Raw genomic sequence first — 19,184 nt, forward strand, 5'->3', positions numbered from 1 at the left:
TGGCAGGGGAATGGGGCGATCTTCACCCAAGAAGTGGGGCGGTCAAGCGGCGCTATCCCGCAATTCGTCCGGGTGCGGCGGCGCGATGCCCTCCACCCAGTCCACCAGCGCCTCCAGCAGAGCCTGGCTGCGCTCATCGTCGTGCTGGGCCTGCAGTTGATCCAGGCGGTCCAGGTAGTCGGCCAGCGGCAGACCGCCGCCCTCGCCCAGATGCAGGCGGCGCGCCCGCTGGGCAAGCCAGCCCTGACGCTCGGCGGCATCCAGCTGCTCGGCCTGGTGGCGGGCCCGGTAGCGCCACACCAGCTCTTCCAGGCGCGCGTCGCTCAGGTGCAGGCGGCCCGAACGCGCCCGCTCGGCCAGTTCTGCCGCACTCCAGCCGCGCAGCTGGATCAGCGCCTTGCGGTCGGCATCCGCCACGAAGCCGCCGTACAGATTGGCCTCCGGATCGACCGACTCCGTCGGCGCGCTGGCGTAGACCTCGGACCAGAGCCCGTCCAGCTGCCGGCCACGCTGACGCAAGAGCTCGGCATGGCCGAGCTGCGCCTGCATATTGAGACCCCAGCGCTCGGCCAGTTCCGGCCTCAAGGTCTGCAGACTGCTGACGACGAACGGTGACTTGTTGGCGTGCAGGGTCTTGATCGGCAGGCGCAACACGCCCTCGGGCAGTTCGGACTGGCGCACGAACAGACGGGCGCGGATCTGCTCGGGGCGCAGGCCGAACAGTTCGGCGGGGTCGGCGGCCAGATCCCAAAGGATCAGCTCGTTCTTGTTGCGCGGGTGCATGCCCAGCGGCCAGACCAGGGCCAGACAACCGCGCTCGACGCCGTACATGCCCGACACATGCAGCAGGGGCCGCGGCGCCTCGCCCACCTCCGCCCAGACCGCCTCCTTGCGGCGCAGCTTGAGCGCGAACTCGAACAGGCGCGGCTGGCGCTGGCGCAGCAGCCGGGCCAGCGCAATCGTGGCCCGCACGTCCGACAACGCATCGTGCGCCGCCTCATGCGCCAGGCCATTGGCGGCCGAGAGCTTCTCCAGCTTGAAGCTTGTGCGTCCGTCATCGCCAAGCGGCCACTCGATCCCCTCAGGGCGGAGCGCATAGGCCGCACGCACCAAGTCGAGCAAATCCCAGCGCCCGCAGCCGTTCTGCCATTCGCGGGCATAGGGATCGAGCAGGTTGCGCCAGAACAGATGGCGGGTGAACTCGTCGTCAAAGCGCAGGGTGTTGTAGCCACAGCCCACCGTGCCTGGCGCCCCGAGCTCGCGCTCGATGGCGGCGGCAAAAGCGGGTTCGGGCATGCCGCGGGCCTGACAGGTCTGCGGCAGGATGCCGGTGATCAGGCAGGACTCCGGGTCGGGCAACGTGTCATCACCCGGCTGGCAGTACTGCATCAGCGGGCTGCCGATCTCGTTGAGCTCGGCGTCGGTGCGAATGCCCGCAAACTGCGCCGGACGGTCCAGGCGCGGGTTGCGACCGAAGGTCTCGTAGTCGTGCCAGTAGAAGCTCAGGGGTGCGGACATGGGCTCACAGCGAAAGAAGGGCCGCTCCCGAGCTCCCGGCCCTTCGGGCGGCCGACCGCCGGCCGGCCCGGGGGCGCTAAGCATAATTCGCGGCTTTGGCCCTGCCCTCACTGCCCTTGCTGCGACGCCTGCTGATCTGGGTTCTCGGACCCCTGCTCGCCCTGAGCCTCATCACCGCCTTGGCGGCCGCATTCATCTGGCAACAGCTCCCGGACCTGGAAGCGCTGTCGGACTACCAGCCCAAGCAGCCGCTGCGGGTGCTCAGCGCCGAGGGGGAGCTGCTGGGTGAGTTTGGCAGCGAGCGTCGGCGCTTCGTGCCCCTGGCCCAGATCCCCAAAGGCCTGCAGGACGCCTTGCTGGCGGTGGAGGATGTGGACTTCTGGAACCACCCCGGCCTGGACTTCAGCGGCATCCTGCGCGCGGTCTGGAACAACCTCTGGAGCGAACGCCGACAGGGCGCCTCGACCATCACGCAGCAGCTGGCGCGGGACATGTACCTGACCAAGAAGCAGATCCTCAGCCGCAAGCTGGTGGAAATGCTGTTGGCCCTGAAGATGGAGCGGGAACTGGGCAAGGCCAAGATCCTGGAGGTCTACATGAACCAGATCTATCTGGGTCATCGCTCCTACGGCTTCGCCGCCGCCGCCGAACGATATTTCGGCAAGCAACTCGACGAACTCAACACGGCCGAGGTGGCCATGCTGGCCGGTTTGCCGCAGAACCCGCAGCATGTGAACCCGGCCGTCAACCTGCCGCGCGCCATCAAGCGCCAGCATCATGTGCTGGGGCGGATGCAGGCGGTGGGCCTGCTCACTGCCGCGCAGGCCGAAGCCGCGCGCAAGCTGGCGCTGAAGCTGCGCCAGCCCTCCGCGCTGGCCGGCAAGTCCGACCACGCGCTGGAGATGGTGCGGGCGGAACTGTTCGAGCGCTACGGCGAGGAGCTCTACACGCGCGGCCTGGTGGCCCACACCACCTTGATGGCAGGCGAGCAACTGGCCGCCCACCAGGCCCTGCACAAAGCGCTCTGGGCGCTGGAGCGCCGCCAGGCCTACCGCGGCGCGGAGGAAGGCATGGCGGAACTGGAGGCCGACGGTGACATCCACGACGCCAGCTTCAGCGACTTCCCCGACGTGGATGACGCGCTGGCCGGCATCGTGCGGGCGGTGAGCCGCGATGCCCTGGAGATCCAGCTGCGCGATGGGCGACGCGTGGCGCTCAGCGGCGCCGCCCTGCGCCCTGCCCTGCCCTTCATCGGCCCGCAGGTGCCGGTGGCCAAACGCCTGCAGCGCGGCGCGAAGGTGCGGGTGCAGGAACTGGCACCCGGGCGCTGGCAGCTCGCACAGCGGCCGCAGGCCGAGGGCGCGGTGGTGAGCCTGGACCCGCAGGACGGCAGCATCCGGGCGCTCGTCGGCGGGTTCGACTTCCAACGCCTGCAGTTCAACCACGCCACCCAGGCCTACCGGCAACCGGGGTCGGCTTTCAAGCCCTTCGTCTACTCGGCCGCCATCGAAAAGGGCGCGCATGCGCGCACCCATGTCAGCGACGAGGCCCTGCACATCGGCGACTGGAACCCGCAGAACTACGACGGCGAGTACCAGAGCGAGCTCAGCCTGCGCGAAGCCCTGGCGCGCAGCAAGAACATGCCCACCATCCGCCTGGTGCAGGAGCTGGGCCCGCAGGAGGTGCGGGCCTGGGCTGCGCAGTTCGGCCTCGAGGCCGAGCGCCAGCCCCTCAACCTGACCCTGGCGCTGGGCTCGGGCGCGGCCACGCCGCTGCAGATGGCACGCGCCTACGCGGTGTTTGCCAGCGGCGGCCTGAAGGTGGAGCCGCGGCTGATCAGCAAGGTGACCGACAGCAAGGGCGAACAGCTTTACGCCGCAGCGGAGCCTCAGCGCGCCCAGGCGATTTCGCCCCGCAATGCCTTCATGACGGCCCAACTGCTGAACGCCGTGATGCTGCAAGGCACGGGCGCACGCGCCAGTGCGGCGCTGCAGCGCCAGGATTTGTACGGCAAGACGGGCACCACCAACGACGCCGTGGATGCCTGGTTCGTGGGCTTTCAGGCGCAGCGCGCCGCCGCGGTGTGGATCGGCTACCCGCAGCCGCGCTCGCTGGGCGAGCGCGAATCGGGCGGCGGCCTGGCCCTGCCAGTCTGGGTGGACACCCTGCGCGCAGCGCTTAAAGGGGTGACTCCTGCACCGCTGCAGCCGCCCGAGGACGGGCTGGTGCAACTTGACGGCGAATGGTTCTACGAAGAGTTTGCCGGCAGCGCCGCGCGTGCCTGGATCGGCAGCCCGGCGCCGGCGGCCAGTGCCGCCTCAGCTACTGGCGGGTAAGCACCACGCTGCCGATCGAGTAGCCCGCACCGAAGGAGCAGATCACGCCACGGTCGCCGGGCTGCATATCGGCCCGGTGCTCGTGGAAAGCAATGATGGAACCGGCCGAGGCGGTGTTGGCCCACTCGTCCAGGATCAGCGGTGCCACGCTGGAGCCGGCCTCGGCACCCACCAGCTTCTTGATGACCAACTGGTTCATGCCCAGATTGGCCTGGTGCAGCCAGTAGCGGCGCATGTCAGCGGGCTTCATGCCCAGGCGCTGCAAATGCGTTTCGATGTGGGCGGCGGCCATCGGCACCACTTCCTTGAAGACCTTGCGTCCTTCCTGGCGGAAGGTCTTGTCCCGCTCCTGCCAGTTGCTGTCTTCGCAGCGGTTCATGAAGCCGAAGTTGTTGCGGATGTTGTTCGAATACTGAGTGGCGAGCTGCGTGCCCTCGATCTTCCAGCGCTCCGGGCTGACGGCCAGGTCGGCGCGCTCGATCAGGATGGCGGTGCAGGTGTCGCCAAAGATGAAGTGGCAATCGCGGTCGCGCCATTCCAGGTGGGCCGAGGTGATCTCGGGGTTGACCACCAGCACGCATTGGGCACTGCCCACCTTGACGGCATTGACGGCCTGCTCGATGGCGAAGGTGGCCGAGGAGCAGGCCACGTTCATGTCGAAGCCGTAGCCCCTGGCGCCCAGCGCGGCCTGGATCTCGCAGGCCATCGCCGGATAGGCCCGCTGCATGTTCGCGGCGGCGCAGTACACGGCGTCGATGTCGGAGGTCTGGCGCCCGGCGGCGGTGCAGGCTTGGCGGGCAGCGTCCACGGCGATCTCGGCCATCAGCGAAAGCGCGTCATCCGGCCGCGCCGCGATGTGCGGGTACATGCGCTCCGGGTCCAGCACGCCCTGCTTGTCCATCACGTAGCGGCTCTTGATGCCGCTGGCCTTCTCGATGAACTCGACGCTGGAGGGCTGCAGAGCCTCCCGCTCCCCAGCGGCAATGGCGGCCGCATGCTCGCGGTTGTGCCGCTCGACATAGGCGTTGAAGGCCTCCACCAACTCGGCATTCGAAATCTGATGCGGCGGCCGGTACAGGCCGGTACCGGTGATGACGGCGTCGAACATGGTGGGTCTCCGGGTATCGATGTTGTGGCGGCGCAGTGTAGGCAGGGCCCCAGGCCTGGCGGCCCGCGAGCCTGGAGCCGCGGCTCCAGAACCTGCCGCCAGGCTCGGCCACAGGCCCTGCCCCTCCCTAGAATCCGCCTCCCTTTGGCCCGCTCTGGGCCGCAGTCTCCATCCGCGCCATGACCGAACTCGCCAAGTCCTTTGAACCCGCCGCCCTGGAAGCCCATTGGGGACCGACCTGGGAGCGCGAAGGCCTCTACGCCCCGACCCTGGACAAGGCCAAGCCCAGCTTCAGCATCCAGCTGCCGCCGCCCAATGTGACCGGCACCCTGCACATGGGCCATGCGTTCAACCAGACCATCATGGACGCGCTGACCCGGCTGCACCGCATGAAGGGTCACAACACCCTGTGGGTGCCGGGCACCGACCATGCCGGCATCGCCACCCAGATCGTGGTGGAGCGCCAGCTGCAGGGCCAGGGCGTGAGCCGCCACGACCTGGGCCGCAAGAACTTCGTCGCCAAGGTCTGGGAGTGGAAGGAAGAGTCGGGCAACACCATCACCACCCAGATGCGCCGAATGGGCGCCTCGGTGAGCTGGGACCATGAGTACTTCACGATGGACGAGAAGCTCTCGGCCACCGTCACCGACACCTTCGTCAAGCTGTACGACGAAGGCCTGATCTACCGCGGCAAGCGCCTGGTGAGCTGGGACCCGATCCTGAAATCCGCCGTCTCCGATCTGGAGGTCGAGAGCGAAGAAGAAGACGGTTCGCTCTGGCACATCCGCTACCCGCTAGCCGATGGCGCGGAATCCCTCGTGGTGGCCACCACCCGCCCCGAAACCATGCTCGGCGACACCGCGGTGATGGTGCACCCCGAAGACGAGCGCTATACCCACCTGATCGGCAAGCAGGTCAAGCTACCCATCACCGGCCGCCTGGTGCCGGTGATTGCCGACGAGTACGTGGACAAGGCCTTCGGCACCGGCGTCGTCAAGGTCACGCCGGCGCATGACCAGAACGACTATCAGGTGGGCCTGCGCCATGGCCTGCCGATGCTGACCATCTTCGACCTGGAGGCCAAGGTCAGCGCCCATGAGGCCACCGACATCCCGGCCAGCTACGTCGGCCAGGACCGCTTCGCCGCCCGCAAGGCCATCGTGGCGCAGCTGGAGGCCGAGGGTCTGCTGGTCGAGGTCAAGAAGCACAAGCTGATGGTGCCGCGCTGCGCCCGCACCGGTCAGGTCATCGAGCCGATGCTGACGGACCAATGGTTCGTCGCCATGAGCAAGCCGGGCAAGAACGGCAAGTCGATCGCCCAGGGCGCCATCGAGGCGGTCGAATCGGGCGAAGTGAAGTTCGTGCCCGAGAACTGGGTCAACACCTACAACCAGTGGATGAAGAACATCCAGGACTGGTGCATCAGCCGCCAGCTCTGGTGGGGCCACCAGATCCCGGCCTGGTACGACGAGGACGGCCAGGTCTACGTGGCCCGCAGCGAGGCCGAGGCCCAGGCCCAGGCGCCCGGCAAGAAGCTCACCCGTGACGAGGACGTGCTCGACACCTGGTACTCATCGGCCCTGGTGCCTTTCTCCACGCTGAACGCGCAGGAGCAGGACCTGTTCCTGCCCAGCAGCGTGCTGGTGACCGGCTACGACATCATCTTCTTCTGGGTGGCCCGGATGATCATGATGACCAAGCACTTCACCGGCAAGCCGCCCTTCCGCCATGTCTACATCCACGGCCTGGTGCTTGATGCCCACGGCAAGAAGATGAGCAAGAGCGAAGGCAATGTGCTGGACCCGGTGGACCTGATCGACGGCATTGAGCTGGCCCCGCTGCTGGACAAGCGCACCACCGGCCTGCGCAAGCCCGAAACCGCGCCGAAGGTGCGCAAGGCCACCGAGCAAGAATTCCCCGAAGGCATTCCCGGTTACGGCGCCGACGCGCTGCGCTTCACCTTCGCCTCGCTGGCCACGCTGGGCCGCTCGATCAACTTCGACAGCAAGCGCTGCGAGGGCTATCGCAACTTCTGCAACAAGCTCTGGAACGCCACCCGCTTCGTGCTGATGAACACGGAAGGCCAGGACTGCGGCTTCCGCGAGCACCCGGGTGGCGTGTGCCCGCCCGGCTTCAATCACTTCAGTGCGGCCGATCGCTGGATCGTCAGCCGCCTGCAACGCGTTGAGGCCGAGGTCGCCAAGGCCTTCGAGGACTACCGCCTCGATCTGGTCGCCAACACGCTCTACAGCTTCGTCTGGGACGAGTACTGCGATTGGTACCTGGAGATTGCCAAGGTGCAGCTGCAGGAGGCCAAGGCCGCCGGCAACGAGGCCGCCGCGCGCGGCACCCGGCGCACCCTGATCCGCGTGCTGGAGACCGTGCTGCGCGCGCTGCACCCGATCACCCCGTTCATCACCGAGGAGCTGTGGCAAACGGTGGCGGTGGTGGCCGACCGCAAGAAGCCCGATGACGGGCGCCGCATCGTCAGCGCCGCCTACCCCCAGGCGCAGCTAGACAAGCTGGACGAGGCCTCGGAAGCCTGGGTGGCGCGCCTGAAGGAGGCCGTCGGCATCTGCCGCAGCCTGCGCTCGGAAATGAAGCTCAGCCCGGCCGAACGCGTGCCCCTGCTGGTGAGCGGGGACACCGCCTTCCTGGCCGAGGCCGCCCCGCTGCTCAAGGCCCTGGCCAAGCTCAGCGAGCTGCGCGTACTGGATGAAGCCGCCTTCGCCGAGGCCAGCCGCCTCGCCCCGGTGCTGGTGCTGGGCCAGGCCAAGCTGGCGCTGGAGGTGCAGATCGACATCGAGGCCGAGCGGGCCCGCGTGGCCAAGGAAGTAGCCCGCCTGGAAGGCGAAATCACCAAGGCACGGGCCAAGCTCGGCAATGAAAGCTTTGTGGCCCGCGCCCCCGAGGCGGTGGTCGCCCAGGAGCGCCAACGCCTGGCCGACTTCGAGGCCCAGCTGACCCAGCAACGTGAACAACTGGCCCGCCTGGGCTGAGGACTCCTGCTATGAACGCACCCGTCACCAAGGCCGTCTTTCCCGTCGCCGGGCTCGGCACCCGCTTCCTGCCCGCCACCAAGGCGCAGCCCAAGGAAATGCTGCCGGTGGTGGACAAGCCGCTGATCCAGTACGCGGTCGAAGAGGCCTATGCGGCGGGAGTGCGCGAAATGATCTTCGTCACCGGCCGCCACAAGCGACCGATCGAAGACCATTTCGACATGACCTTCGAGCTGGAGGTTGCGCTGCAGCAGGCCAACAAGCAGGAGCTGCTGGACGTGGTGCGCTCAGTCAAGCCCGACGACATGGAGTGCATCTACGTTCGCCAGGCCCAGGCCCTGGGTCTCGGGCACGCCGTGCTGTGCGCGCAGCGCCTGATCGGCAATGACCCCTTCGCCGTGCTGCTGGCCGATGACCTGATGGTGGGCGAGAAGCCCATCCTGCAGCAGATGGCCGAGCAGTTCGCCGAGTGGCGCGCCAGCATCATTGCGGTGCAAGAGGTGCCCGCCGAGCACACACGGCGCTACGGCATCGTGGCCGGCACCGAGGTCAACGAACGCCTGCTCGATATCAACCGCATCGTCGAGAAGCCGGCACCGGAAGTCGCGCCTTCAAAGCTGGGGGTGGCGGGCCGCTACATCCTCACGCCCGGCGTGCTGCGTGAGATTGCAAACCAGCCGCGGGGCGTGGGCGGCGAGATCCAGCTGACGGATGGCATTGCCGGCCTGCTGCGCCGCGAGAAGGTGTTCGCCTACCGCTACGAAGGCCGGCGCTACGACTGCGGCAGCAAGGAAGGCTTTCTGGAGGCCAATGTCGAGCTGGCCCTGGCGCACCCGCAGCTCGGCCCGGGCTTCCGCCAGTACCTGCAAGGCCTAGCGCTCTGATCCAGCGGCCTTGCAGGCCGCGCTCACCACGCTGGACATGGTGAACCCTTCGCAGGGCGTCGGTGAGCCCTCAGGGCGCGCCTCGGTCTTCGCTCAGCGTCCGCGCCGCCAGTAGCGCATCAGGGCGTAGGCCCCCAGCATGCCGCCCAGATGGGCGAAGTGCGCCACGCCGCCGCCGCCCGTCAAGCCCATCAGCAGCTCCAAGCCGCCGAACACCGCCACGAAGACCTTGGCCTTCATGGGGATGGGGGGGAACAGCGGCATGATGACCCGATCCGGGAACAGCATGCCGAAGCACAGCAGCAGGCCGTACAGTGCACCGGAGGCACCCACGGTGGGCACGTTGCTCCCGATCGCCGCCGTGAACACCAACTGCACCGCGGCAGCGCTCAGCACGCCCGCCAACAGCAGCTGGACGTAGCGTTTTTGCCCCAGCACGCGCTCCAACTCGGTACCGAACATCCACAGGCCGAGCATGTTGAAGAACAGGTGCAGCACGTCTCCATGCAGGAAGGCGTAGGTGATCGGCTGCCAGGGGAGGAAGAAGCCGGAGGCGATCGGGTACAGGGCCAGCCAGCCGGCCAAATAGGGCCACAGTTCACCCAGGCAGAACATGCCGACGCAGATCAGCATCAAGGCCTTGGTGACGGGCATCATCGGGGGCATGGGCTCACTCGGAAACGCACCCCGGGTCTTGGGGCGGCGTGAGTGTATGAGCGGGAATCTTGGTGCCCAGGGCCGGACTCGAACCGGCACACCTTGCGGCGGGGGATTTTGAGTCCCCTGCGTCTACCGATTTCGCCACCTGGGCAGGTGCGCAACCCGTGTGCAGGTTGCTGGCAAGGCATCGCCTTGCTCGGAGGGCCGCGATTCTGCCATAGCGAAGCGAAGTCTTTGGGGCGGCCGGCACAATGGCTCGCATGAGCATCTCCTACCCCACGCTGGAAGACGTGATCGGCCGCACCCCGCTGGTGCGCATGCAACGCCTGCTGGGCACCGACAGCCGCGGTAATGTGCTGCTGGCCAAGCTGGAGGGCAACAACCCTGCGGGCTCCGTGAAGGACCGCCCCGCCATCAGCATGATCAGGCGCGCCGAGGAGCGTGGCGACATCAAGCCCGGCGACACCCTCATCGAGGCCACCAGCGGCAACACCGGCATCGCCCTGGCCATGGCCGCCGCGATCCGCGGTTACCGCATGATCTTGATCATGCCGGAGGACCTTTCCATCGAGCGCGCCCAGACCATGAAAGCCTTCGGCGCCGAGTTGATCCTGACGCCGCGCAGCGGCGGCATGGAGTACGCCCGCGACCTCGCCGAACAGATGCAATCCGAGGGCAAGGGCCGCGTACTCGACCAATTCGCCAATGCTGACAACCCGCGCGTGCACTACGAAACCACGGGGCCCGAGATCTGGCAGGACACCGGCGGGCGCGTCACGCACTTCGTCTCGGCCATGGGGACCACCGGCACCATCACCGGGGTCTCGCGCTATCTGAAGGAGCAGAACCCCGCGGTGCGCATCGTCGGTGCCCAACCGCAGGAGGGCTCGCGCATCCCGGGCATCCGCAAATGGCCCGAAGCCTACCTGCCCAAGATCTACGACCCCAGCGGCGTTGACGAGCTGGTGCTGGTCAGTCAGGCGGACGCCGAGGCCATGGCACGCCGGCTGGCGCGAGAGGAAGGCCTGTTCGGCGGCATCTCGGCTGCGGGCGCCTGCTGCGTGGCCCTGAGCATTGCCCGCGTGGTGCGTGACGCCACCATCGTCTTCGTGGTGTGCGACCGAGGCGACCGCTACCTCTCCACGGGAGTCTTTCCCGCATGAGGTTCTGCCCGGAGTGCACGACGCCGCTGGCGGCCATCGAGCAACTGGAGGACGGTGGCCCGAAGACGCGACTGCGCTGCCCGGCCTGCGGCTTCACGCACTGGAACAACCCGACCCCGGTGCTGGCCGCCGTCGTCGAGTGCACGGACCGCGGGGGTCAGTTGCTGCTGGCGCGCAATGCCGCCTGGCCGGGGCGCTTCTTCGGGCTCATCACCGGCTTCATGGAGGCGGGTGAAACGCCGGAAGGCGGCATCCTGCGCGAGGTGGCCGAAGAGACAGGCCTGCAGGCCTGCGCCTCGCCGCGCCTGCTGGGCGTGTGGGATTTCCAGAAGAAGAACCAGCTGATCGTGGCCTACCACGTGCCGGCCGCCGGCGAGATCGTGCTCAGCCCCGAGCTGGCCGAGTACAAGCTGATTCCCCCCGACAAGGTGCGCTGCTGGCCGCAGGGCACGGGCCAGGCCCTGGCCACCTTTCTGCGGCAGCGCGGCATCGAACCCGAGTTTTTCGAATGAACCCACCCATCGACCGCGAACTGGATGTGCGCGGCCTCAACTGCCCTATGCCCATCCTCAAGGCCAAGAAGGCCCTGGCCGAGCTGGAAAGCGGCCAAGTGCTGCGCATCCTGGCCACCGACCCGGGCTCGACCCGCGACTTCCAGGCCTTCGCGCGGCAGACCGGCCACGAATTGCTGGAGCAGCGTCAACAGCAGGACGAATTCGTCCACGTGCTGAAGAAGAAGTAGCGCGCCTACCAGCCGAGCTCGGGCAGTGGGTAGCGCAAGCGCAGGCGCAGCTCGCGCTTCAGGCGCTGATTGCCAATGCGTCGGCTTTCGCTCAGGAAGCTCAGCTGCATGGGCGTCATCTGCACGGCGGCCTCGGCACGGCTGATGCGGGGCGCGCGCGGCAGCCCCAGGCGGTCGGCCGCCAGGTCGAAGTGCTCGCCCATGCGGCGCTCGCTGTCGTCCACCACATTCACGGCGCGCAGCGGTTTGCCCAGAAAGAGCGCACGCCAACAGGCACGGGCCAGGTCGTCGGCCTGGATGTGGTTGGTGAACACATCGTCCTCGGCACGCAGCAGCGGCCGGCCGGCCAGCAGGCGCTCGCGCGGGTGGCCTTCGCGATCGGCCGCGTAGATGCCCGGCGCGCGCAGCAGACTCAGGCGCACGCTGCGCTCGCGGGCCCAGAGTCGCAAGCGCTCCTCGGCGTCCACGCGGCGCAGGGCTCGCGCCGTCTGAGCCCGGCGCACCGCGGTCTCGTCGATCCGCGCTCCGCCCCAATCGCCGTACACACCGGTGGTGGACACGTAGACGAAAGCGCGCGGCGCGCGCCCGCGCGCCAAGGCCGCCAGCAGGGCCGCGGTGCGCGGGTCGCCCTCGCCCTGCCCCGGCGGCGGCGCCAAGTGCACCACCGCATCGGCCAGGCCGGCCAGTCGACGCAGGCTGGGCGGATCGTCCAGATCCCCGCGCAGCAAGCGCACGCCGCGCGAGCGCCAGCTCGCCAGGCGCCGCGGCTCGCGCGCCAGCACCAGCACCTGCACCCCTTGCGGTACCAGGCGCAGCAAGCGCTGCCCGACATCGCCACATCCCACCACCAAGACCCGCATCGCTTGCATTCCTCCCGGACAATCGCCGCCCAGTCTAGGTTTCTCTCCGCTTCCGTCCCCATGACCCTGACCGTCACCGTTCAACCCGCCGGCCGCAGCATCGAGGTGCCACGCGACGCCACCATCCTGTCTGCCGCCATCGAACAGGGCATCGGCCTGCCCTATGGCTGCAAGGACGGCGCCTGTGGCTCCTGCAAGAGTCGCCTGCTCGAGGGCCGGGTCATCCATGGCGTGCACCAGGCCAAGGCACTGAGCAGCGAAGAAGAAGCCGCGGGCTTCATCCTCACCTGCTGCGCCACGCCGCAGACGGACTGCACGATCGAGGCGCGGAGCGTGCCGGCCGAGGGCCTGCACCCGGTGCTGAAGCTGCCGGTGCGCGTGATCTCCGCCGAGAAGCCCGCCGCCGATGTGCTGCGCCTGCGCCTGCAACTGCCGGCCACGCAGAACTTCCAGTTCCATGCCGGCCAATACCTCGAGTTCATCCTGCGCGATGGCAGCCGCCGGGCCTATTCGATGGCCACCGCTCCGTCCCAGCTGGGCGACCCGCCGGCGGTCGAGCTTCACATCCGCCACATGCCGGGCGGCAAGTTCACCGACCACGCCTTCACCAACCTGAAGGAGCGCGACATCCTGCGTGCCGAGGGGCCGTTCGGCAGCTTCTTCCTGCGCCGCGAATCGGACAAACCGATGGTCTTCCTGGCCAGCGGTACGGGATTCGCACCCATCAAGGCCTTGATCGAGCAACTCGAAGCGGACGGCAACACCCGGCCGGTCAGCTTGTACTGGGGTGGCCGCCGTCCGGCCGATCTGTACCTGGACGCCTGGGTGCGCGAGGCCTGCGCCCGCCTGCCCTGGCTGCAGTACGTGCCGGTGTGCTCGGATGCCCTGCCCGAGGACGGCTGGCGTGGGCGCGCCGGCTTCGTGCACCAGGCCGTGCTGCAGGATCTGCCGGACCTCTCCGGCCACGAGGTCTATGCCTGCGGCGCACCCATCGTCATCGAATCGGCCAAGCGCGATTACGCCGCCGCCGGCCTGCCCGAGGATGCGTTCTTCGCCGACGCCTTCACCTCGGAAGCCGACAAGCACGGCAGCACGCCCTGATGTTCCAGCCGCCGTTTGTGGCCGCCAGCGCGGCCGACGAAGCCCTGGTGCAAGCCGGCCAGGCCGTGCTGGACCCTGCAGGCACCGCCGCCTGGCTGGGCCTGCCGCTGACTGAACTACTGGCGCTGCAGCCCTACTGGGACGACCTGCGCCCGGACGGCTACCTGAAGGACGGCGGCCGCTACCGCTCGCGCCGCCACAGCTGCTTCGTCGTCGATGGCAGCACGGTTACCGAAACCCCGCGCCGCGCCCACTGGCAGCCGCTGGACTACAACGCCCTGCACGGCGGCATCGAGCGCTGGTACGAACCCGTGGACCCCGCCATGGCCGTGCACCCGGCCTTCCAGGCCTTGCTGCGCCGCCTGGCGCGCAGTGCCGACCGCCTGCGTGGCGCTCAGCCCTGGTTCATCGAGGTCCACCCCTTCCGCATCGACACCGAAGGCGGCATTGGCCGCCCCACGCCCGAGGGTGCCCACCGCGACGGTGTGGACCTGGTGGCGGTGCTGCTGCTGGCGCGCCAGCACATCAAGGGCGGCGAGACCCGCGTCTTCGAGGCCACCGGCCCGGCCGGCCAGCGCTTCACGCTGACCGAACCCGGGAGCCTGCTGCTACTCAACGACCCCCGCATGATTCACGAAGCCACGCCCATCCAACCCGATGGGGCGGCGCGCGGCCACCGCGATACCCTCGTGATCACCCTGCGCTCGGGTGGCTTCCAAGGCCCCTGAGTGCATCCTCTCGCCCCTGCGCCACAAGCGCGGACGGCGTTTGACCCACCCCAAGCGAAAGCCCTACCCCATGCCTTCCTTCTTCGGCCTGCCCCACCAAGCCCCGCACGAACGCGTGCTGATCGCCGCCGACGCCGAATCCGGCTTGCGCACCATGATTGCCGTGCACAGCACCGCCCGCGGCCCTGCCTTCGGCGGCTGCCGCCTCTGGGCCTATGAGAACGACCTGGCCGCCCACCACGATGCGTTGCGCCTCTCCCAAGGCATGAGCATGAAGAACGCCCTGGCCGGCCTGCCCTTCGGCGGCGGCAAGGCGGTGATCGTCAAGCCCAAGGGCGAGTTCGACCGCGCCAAGCTGTTTGCCGCCTTCGCCCGCGCCGTGGACAGCCTGCAAGGCGCCTACATCACCGCCGAGGACGTCGGCACCACCACCGCCGACATGCGCGGCGTGCAGGCCCTGACGAAGTACGTCTCCGGCATCCCGCGCGAAGGCGCCTTTGGCGGCGACCCCAGCCCCAAAACCGCCTGGGGCGTGTTCGTCTCCATCGAGGCCGGCGCCAAGACCGTGCTCGGCCGCAGCGACCTGCAAGGCTTGAAGGTCGCCATCCAGGGCCTGGGCGCCGTGGGTTGGCACCTCGCCGAGTTCCTGCACAAGGCCGGCGCCAAGCTGGTGGTGGCAGACATCGACCCCGCCAAGACCGCCAAGGCCCAGGCCCAGTTCGGCGCTGAGGTGGTGACGGTGGAACAGATCCTGGCGGCCCCCTGCGATGTGCTGGCGCCCTGCGCGCTCGGCGCCTCGCTGAACGCCACCAGCATCCCCACGCTGCAGGCCAAGCTGATCTGCGGCGCGGCCAACAACCAATTGGCGCTGGCGCACGACGGCGACGAATTGGCCAAGCGCGGCATCACCTACCTGCCGGACTACCTGGTGAATGCCGGCGGCATCATCTCGGTGGCACGCGAGTACCGCGGCGAAGGCGAAGAAGGCGCGGTGATGGCCGAAGTGAGCCGCATCGCCGAGCGCGTGAACGAACTGCTGGTGCGTATCAAGACCAGCGGCCGCACCCCCGCGGCCGAGGCGGACGCCTGGGCGCAGAGCCTGCTCGTCAAGCCCTGAGCACCAGCACGCCACTACGAAGCCCTGGGCGTGCCCAGGGCTTTTTTGTGCCTGCCCCCCTGCCTCGGCTGTGACCCATGTCGCCCTAGCGCACCGCTCCTTACACTGCGAAACAGAGCGGGCCAGGGGGTCCGCAGCGATGGAGACGGAAATGAACTCCGATGCCTTGAAATCTCTCGTTCGACGCGGCGCCGGTGCGCTGCTGGTGGTGCTGCTGACGGCCTGCGCGGCCGGCGGTGGAATGGGCAACAACCCCTCGCCGGTGGCGGGCTCGGCGGTCTCCAACGACGCCAACCGCCGCGCCGACATGGGCCAGTACCAGGCCATCGAATACGCCAACGCCAGCAAAAAGGGACCGCGCATCATCGTGCTGCCCGGCGAGATCAAGGGCGCCAACGCCACCTTCACCCAACGTGTCACCGCCAACAACATTGCCGACTTCGTTGAGCTCGAACTGACCCGCGCCAACTTCACGGTGCTGGAGCGTGCCCAGCTGGGTGCCCTGCTGCGCGAGGTTGAGCTCGCCTACAACGTGGGCGACGTCAAGCAGGCACAGCGCGCTTTCCAGAAGGGCAAGATTTCCACCACGCGCTGGGTCGTGAAGTTCGATGTGCTGAAGGCGGAGCCGGTGGCTTCCTCGGGCGGCGGCATCGACGGCAGCACCGCAGCGAACCTGCTCAACATCTTCGGCCGCGGCAAGGCCGCAGCGGCCGGCTCCACCGTCGCGGGCTCGGTGCGGACCGACCAGCAGGCCGTGGTCTGGAACGTGGGCATGCGCTACAAGATCCTGGATGCCAACACTTCCGAGCAGGTGGCCAACGGCTACTTCGAGGAAAAGATGGAAGTGGGCGCCAAGGTGACCTCCATTGCCGGCGTGCGCAGCAACGCCACCGGCGGCGTGGGTCTCGACACCCTGGTGCAACGCCTGGTGCAACGCGGGGTGTCGGAAATCGACGCCCGCCACAAATAAGACCCGAGGGCCATGGCCATGCGCACCTTCCTGCTTTCCCTGCTGCTGTGGGCGCTGGCCGCCTGGCCGGCCGCAGCCACCAGTTTGGACAAGGGCAAGCGCATCGCCCTGGTCATCGGCAATGCGGCCTACAAGAGTTCGCCCCTGGCCAACCCCTTGAATGACGCGCGCGCCGTCTCGGACAGCCTGCGGCGCCTCGGCTTCAAGGTCATCAGCCTGGAGAACGCCTCGCAGAAGCAGATGTTCGATGCCACGCGCGAATTCGGTGATCAGCTGAAGGACGGCGTCGGGCTCTTCTACTACGCCGGCCATGGCGTGCAGGTCAAAGGCCGAAACTTCCTGGTGCCGGTGGACGCCCACATCGAGCGCGAGGACGAGGTGGCCTACAAGGCCTTCGACATTGGCCAGGTGCTGGAGAAGATGGAGAGCGCGAAAAACCCTCTCAACATCGTCATCCTGGACGCTTGCCGCAACAACCCCTTCACGCGCGGCGCCCGCTCGGGTGCCAGTGGCCTGGCGCAGATGGATGCCCCAACCGGCTCCATCATTGCCTTCGCCACGGCGCCCGGTGCCGAAGCCGCCGACGGGGCCGGCAACAACGGGCTCTACACCAGCCATCTGCTGCGCAATATGAACACGCCGGGCCTCAAAGTGGAGGACGTGTTCAAGCGCACCCGCGTGGCAGTGCGCCAGGCCTCGAACGGCCGCCAGATCCCCTGGGAAAGCACCTCGCTGGAAGGCGACTTTTTCTTCACCGGCAACGCCGGCGCCAGCACGGCCAGCGCAGCGCTGCCGGCCGATCTGGACCAGGAAATGTGGCAACTGGTGGCCGAATCCGGCAAGCCCTCGGCCTACCGCGCCTATCTGGAACGTTTTCCGAATGGCCGCTATGCCGAGCAGGCGCGCGTTCAGGCCGCCCAGCCGGTGGCGGCAGCGGCACCCTCTGGCACCGGCGTGGCAGCGACGGCGACGCTGGGGCGGCAGAACGTCGCCCGCTCCAGCGGCGGCTTTTCGTTCTCGGAGGAAGAGGCCAAGATGGACCGCGCTACCGCGGCCGGGCGTGAAGTGGCCTTCGAGCGCACGCTCGCCTCGCTGGACTGCGCACCGGCACGGCGCCAGGCGCGCGTCCAACTCAAGCTCAGCGAGTCCGGGGGCGGACAGTTCAGCGTGGCCTTGGCCCAGCGTCTGCGCCAGGCCGGCATGAAGGTCGGCCAGGCGGGCGGCTACGTGGTGCAGGGCACGGTCAGCAGCACCGCGAACCGCCACCACCTGCTGCGTGTCAACGAGGTGTCGGTGAACGCCGCGCTGAGCCTGATCAGCGCGAGCGGCCAGGAAGTGGCGAGCGCGATGGGTCGTGAAGAGTCCTACGCGGGCGCGGATGTCAGCAACGCCTTCCTGGAACTGGTGCAGGCACAGGCTACCGACATGGCCAGCCAGCTGATCACCCAGCTGTGCCGGCCCTCCTGAGAGCTTACTCGCCGAGGTAGGCGGCGCGCACCTTGGGGTCGGCCAGCAGCTCCGCCCCAGGGCCCGTCATCGTGACCAGGCCCGACTCCATCACGTAGCCACGATTGGCCAGTTGCAGCGCGCGACTGGCGTTCTGCTCCACCAGCAACACGGTCACCCCCTGGCCGTGGATCTCGTTCACGACCTCGAAGATCTTGTCCACCATGATGGGCGAGAGGCCCATCGAGGGTTCGTCCAGCAGCAGCACCTTCGGGCGGGCCATCAGCGCGCGGCCCATGGCCAGCATCTGCTGCTCGCCGCCGGACATGGTGCCGGCCAGCTGGTCGCGCCGCTCCTTCAGCCGCGGGAAGAAGGTGAACACACGCTCCATGTCAGCGTCGATACCCGCCTTGTCATTGCGCGTGTAGGCGCCCATCTGCAGGTTCTCGACGATGGTCATGCGCGTGAAGGTACCCCGCCCTTCCGGCACCATCACCAGGCCCTGCTTGGCCAGATCCCAGGCGCCCTGGCCCTTGATGGATTTGCCCAGGTACAGCACGTCGCCATCAGCCACCGGCTGCAGGCCGGTGACGGCCTTGAGCGTGGTGGTCTTGCCGGCGCCGTTGGCACCGATCAGGCTGACCAACTCCCCGGCGCGGACTTCGAAATTCACGCCCTTGACGGCCTGAATGCCGCCGTAGGCCACCTTCAGGTTCGAGACCTGCAACAACACATCTGCCATGGGCGCTTCCTCAGTGGGTGGCGGCGGGCGCCTGCGCATGGCCGGCACCCAGATAGGCCTCAATGACCTTTTCATTGCTCTGCACCTCGGCCGGCGTGCCTTCGGCAATCTGCTTGCCGTAGTCCAGCACCGTGACGCGGTCGCACAGCCCCATCACCAGCTTCACGTCGTGTTCGATCAGCAGGATGGTGCGGCCGTCCTTGCGGATGCGATCAATGAGCTCGCGCAGCACCACCTTCTCGGTCTGGTTCATCCCTGCGGCCGGCTCGTCCAGCGCAATCAGCTGGGGGTCGGTGGCGAGTGCGCGCGCAATCTCCAGGCGCCGCTGGTCGCCATAGCTCAGGGTGCGCGCGCGGAAGTCGGCATGCCGACCGATACCCACGTACTCAAGCAGTTCACGCGCCCGCGCGGCAATTTCAGCTTCCTCCTTCTTGAAGGAGGGCGTGCGGAAGATCGCGCCGACCAGCCCGCTGTGCGTGCGCACATGGCGGCCCACCATGACGTTTTCCAGCGCCGTCATCTCGGGGAAGAGGCGGATGTTCTGGAAGGTGCGGGCAATGCCCGCCTTGGCCACGAGGTGCACCGCGGCCGGCCGGTAGGGCATGCCGCCGAGCTCGAAGCTGCCGCCATCCGGCGTGTACAGCCCGGTGATGACGTTGAAGAAGGTGGTCTTGCCGGCGCCATTGGGGCCGATCAGGCCGTAGACCTGGCCCTTGCGGATTTCAACGCCGACCTCGGAGAGCGCCTGCAAGCCGCCGAAGCGCTTGGAGACCCCCTGGACTTTCAAGACGATGTCCGTGCTCATGGTGT

At 68.1% G+C, this 19,184-nt stretch carries 17 protein-coding genes and 1 tRNA gene; 11 read left to right on the forward strand and 7 right to left on the reverse strand.

Annotated elements, in window-relative coordinates; all coding sequences use genetic code 11:
- Positions 1-42: 42 nt before the first annotated feature.
- On the reverse strand, positions 43-1,518 hold the full coding sequence (gene sbcB / locus ACE3QP_RS02360; protein WP_374433274.1) for an exodeoxyribonuclease I: 1,476 nt from the start codon (positions 1,516-1,518) through the stop codon (positions 43-45).
- Positions 1,519-1,613: 95 nt separating this feature from the next.
- Between sbcB and ACE3QP_RS02365 the strand changes: the two genes are divergently transcribed.
- Entirely contained in the window at positions 1,614-3,854 is a 2,241-nt protein-coding gene (locus ACE3QP_RS02365; RefSeq protein WP_374433276.1) for a penicillin-binding protein 1A, read from the forward strand.
- On the opposite strand, the gene ACE3QP_RS02370 is transcribed toward ACE3QP_RS02365, so the two are convergent.
- Positions 3,841-4,962: a beta-ketoacyl-ACP synthase III gene (locus tag ACE3QP_RS02370; RefSeq protein WP_374433278.1), complete on the reverse strand. Its 1,122-nt coding sequence runs from the start codon at positions 4,960-4,962 to the stop codon at positions 3,841-3,843. The genes ACE3QP_RS02365 and ACE3QP_RS02370 overlap by 14 nt on opposite strands.
- 179 nt (positions 4,963-5,141) lie before the next feature.
- Here ACE3QP_RS02370 and ACE3QP_RS02375 point away from each other — a divergent pair, with 179 nt between their 5' ends.
- Positions 5,142-7,961 (forward strand): valine--tRNA ligase, encoded by a 2,820-nt coding sequence (locus ACE3QP_RS02375; RefSeq protein ID WP_374433280.1) that lies wholly within the window; start codon positions 5,142-5,144, stop codon positions 7,959-7,961.
- Between the two features lie 11 nt (positions 7,962-7,972).
- A complete protein-coding gene (gene galU / locus ACE3QP_RS02380; RefSeq protein ID WP_374433281.1) occupies positions 7,973-8,845 on the forward strand; it encodes a UTP--glucose-1-phosphate uridylyltransferase GalU in 873 nt (290 codons plus the stop codon).
- Positions 8,846-8,938: 93 nt separating this feature from the next.
- Here galU and ACE3QP_RS02385 read toward each other — a convergent pair whose 3' ends face one another.
- Both ACE3QP_RS02385 and ACE3QP_RS02390 read right to left on the reverse strand, forming a co-directional pair.
- Positions 8,939-9,511: a rhomboid family intramembrane serine protease gene (locus ACE3QP_RS02385; RefSeq protein ID WP_374433283.1), complete on the reverse strand. Its 573-nt coding sequence runs from the start codon at positions 9,509-9,511 to the stop codon at positions 8,939-8,941.
- Positions 9,512-9,571: 60 nt separating this feature from the next.
- Positions 9,572-9,656: transfer RNA gene (locus ACE3QP_RS02390), tRNA-Leu, on the reverse strand.
- Positions 9,657-9,771: 115 nt separating this feature from the next.
- On the opposite strand from ACE3QP_RS02390, the gene cysM reads away from it, so the two are divergent.
- The 3 genes from cysM to ACE3QP_RS02405 are packed head-to-tail and all read left to right on the forward strand — an operon-like array spanning position 9,772 to position 11,410.
- Positions 9,772-10,668: a cysteine synthase CysM gene (gene cysM, locus ACE3QP_RS02395; protein WP_374433451.1), complete on the forward strand. Its 897-nt coding sequence runs from the start codon at positions 9,772-9,774 to the stop codon at positions 10,666-10,668.
- A complete protein-coding gene (locus tag ACE3QP_RS02400; protein ID WP_374433284.1) occupies positions 10,665-11,180 on the forward strand; it encodes an NUDIX domain-containing protein in 516 nt (171 codons plus the stop codon). The genes cysM and ACE3QP_RS02400 overlap by 4 nt, the downstream gene beginning before the upstream one ends.
- Positions 11,177-11,410, forward strand: coding sequence for a sulfurtransferase TusA family protein (locus tag ACE3QP_RS02405; RefSeq protein ID WP_374433287.1), 234 nt, complete (start codon positions 11,177-11,179; stop codon positions 11,408-11,410). Before ACE3QP_RS02400 ends, ACE3QP_RS02405 begins: the two co-directional genes overlap by 4 nt.
- 5 nt (positions 11,411-11,415) lie before the next feature.
- On the opposite strand, the gene ACE3QP_RS02410 is transcribed toward ACE3QP_RS02405, so the two are convergent.
- Complete coding sequence (locus tag ACE3QP_RS02410; RefSeq protein ID WP_374433289.1) at positions 11,416-12,270, reverse strand: NAD-dependent epimerase/dehydratase family protein; 855 nt, start codon at positions 12,268-12,270, stop codon at positions 11,416-11,418.
- A gap of 60 nt (positions 12,271-12,330) precedes the next feature.
- Between ACE3QP_RS02410 and ACE3QP_RS02415 the strand changes: the two genes are divergently transcribed.
- From ACE3QP_RS02415 to ACE3QP_RS02435, 5 genes are all read left to right on the forward strand, one after another.
- Complete coding sequence (locus ACE3QP_RS02415; protein ID WP_374433291.1) at positions 12,331-13,371, forward strand: CDP-6-deoxy-delta-3,4-glucoseen reductase; 1,041 nt, start codon at positions 12,331-12,333, stop codon at positions 13,369-13,371.
- Positions 13,371-14,099: a 2OG-Fe dioxygenase family protein gene (locus ACE3QP_RS02420; RefSeq protein ID WP_374433293.1), complete on the forward strand. Its 729-nt coding sequence runs from the start codon at positions 13,371-13,373 to the stop codon at positions 14,097-14,099. Before ACE3QP_RS02415 ends, ACE3QP_RS02420 begins: the two co-directional genes overlap by 1 nt.
- A 70-nt stretch (positions 14,100-14,169) precedes the next feature.
- A complete protein-coding gene (locus ACE3QP_RS02425) occupies positions 14,170-15,216 on the forward strand; it encodes a Leu/Phe/Val dehydrogenase (protein WP_374433294.1) in 1,047 nt (348 codons plus the stop codon).
- A 151-nt stretch (positions 15,217-15,367) separates the two neighbouring features.
- Positions 15,368-16,186, forward strand: coding sequence for a hypothetical protein (locus ACE3QP_RS02430; protein ID WP_374433296.1), 819 nt, complete (start codon positions 15,368-15,370; stop codon positions 16,184-16,186).
- A gap of 18 nt (positions 16,187-16,204) precedes the next feature.
- Positions 16,205-17,653, forward strand: a complete 1,449-nt coding sequence (locus ACE3QP_RS02435) for a caspase domain-containing protein (RefSeq protein WP_374433297.1) — start codon at positions 16,205-16,207, stop codon at positions 17,651-17,653.
- Positions 17,654-17,657: 4 nt separating this feature from the next.
- Here the strand turns inward: ACE3QP_RS02435 and ACE3QP_RS02440 are convergent, their stop codons facing one another.
- Complete coding sequence (locus ACE3QP_RS02440; protein ID WP_374433299.1) at positions 17,658-18,374, reverse strand: ABC transporter ATP-binding protein; 717 nt, start codon at positions 18,372-18,374, stop codon at positions 17,658-17,660.
- A gap of 10 nt (positions 18,375-18,384) precedes the next feature.
- Positions 18,385-19,179 (reverse strand): ABC transporter ATP-binding protein, encoded by a 795-nt coding sequence (locus tag ACE3QP_RS02445; protein WP_374433301.1) that lies wholly within the window; start codon positions 19,177-19,179, stop codon positions 18,385-18,387.
- Between the last annotated feature and the right edge of the window lie 5 nt (positions 19,180-19,184).

Source organism: Inhella sp. (genome assembly GCF_041912635.1).
GTDB lineage: Bacteria > Pseudomonadota > Gammaproteobacteria > Burkholderiales > Burkholderiaceae_C > Inhella.

What these genes read in the sequence shown, in the direction of transcription:
- sbcB (WP_374433274.1), bottom strand. Translation starts at nt 1,518, where the DNA reads ATGTCCGCACCCCTGAGCTTCTACTGGCACGACTACGAGACCTTCGGT.
- ACE3QP_RS02370 (WP_374433278.1), bottom strand. Translation starts at nt 4,962, where the DNA reads ATGTTCGACGCCGTCATCACCGGTACCGGCCTGTACCGGCCGCCGCAT.
- ACE3QP_RS02375 (WP_374433280.1), top strand. Translation starts at nt 5,142, where the DNA reads ATGACCGAACTCGCCAAGTCCTTTGAACCCGCCGCCCTGGAAGCCCAT.
- galU (WP_374433281.1), top strand. Translation starts at nt 7,973, where the DNA reads ATGAACGCACCCGTCACCAAGGCCGTCTTTCCCGTCGCCGGGCTCGGC.
- ACE3QP_RS02385 (WP_374433283.1), bottom strand. Translation starts at nt 9,511, where the DNA reads ATGCCCCCGATGATGCCCGTCACCAAGGCCTTGATGCTGATCTGCGTC.
- ACE3QP_RS02400 (WP_374433284.1), top strand. Translation starts at nt 10,665, where the DNA reads ATGAGGTTCTGCCCGGAGTGCACGACGCCGCTGGCGGCCATCGAGCAA.
- ACE3QP_RS02405 (WP_374433287.1), top strand. Translation starts at nt 11,177, where the DNA reads ATGAACCCACCCATCGACCGCGAACTGGATGTGCGCGGCCTCAACTGC.
- ACE3QP_RS02410 (WP_374433289.1), bottom strand. Translation starts at nt 12,270, where the DNA reads ATGCGGGTCTTGGTGGTGGGATGTGGCGATGTCGGGCAGCGCTTGCTG.
- ACE3QP_RS02415 (WP_374433291.1), top strand. Translation starts at nt 12,331, where the DNA reads ATGACCCTGACCGTCACCGTTCAACCCGCCGGCCGCAGCATCGAGGTG.
- ACE3QP_RS02420 (WP_374433293.1), top strand. Translation starts at nt 13,371, where the DNA reads ATGTTCCAGCCGCCGTTTGTGGCCGCCAGCGCGGCCGACGAAGCCCTG.
- ACE3QP_RS02425 (WP_374433294.1), top strand. Translation starts at nt 14,170, where the DNA reads ATGCCTTCCTTCTTCGGCCTGCCCCACCAAGCCCCGCACGAACGCGTG.
- ACE3QP_RS02430 (WP_374433296.1), top strand. Translation starts at nt 15,368, where the DNA reads ATGAACTCCGATGCCTTGAAATCTCTCGTTCGACGCGGCGCCGGTGCG.
- ACE3QP_RS02435 (WP_374433297.1), top strand. Translation starts at nt 16,205, where the DNA reads ATGCGCACCTTCCTGCTTTCCCTGCTGCTGTGGGCGCTGGCCGCCTGG.
- ACE3QP_RS02440 (WP_374433299.1), bottom strand. Translation starts at nt 18,374, where the DNA reads ATGGCAGATGTGTTGTTGCAGGTCTCGAACCTGAAGGTGGCCTACGGC.
- ACE3QP_RS02445 (WP_374433301.1), bottom strand. Translation starts at nt 19,179, where the DNA reads ATGAGCACGGACATCGTCTTGAAAGTCCAGGGGGTCTCCAAGCGCTTC.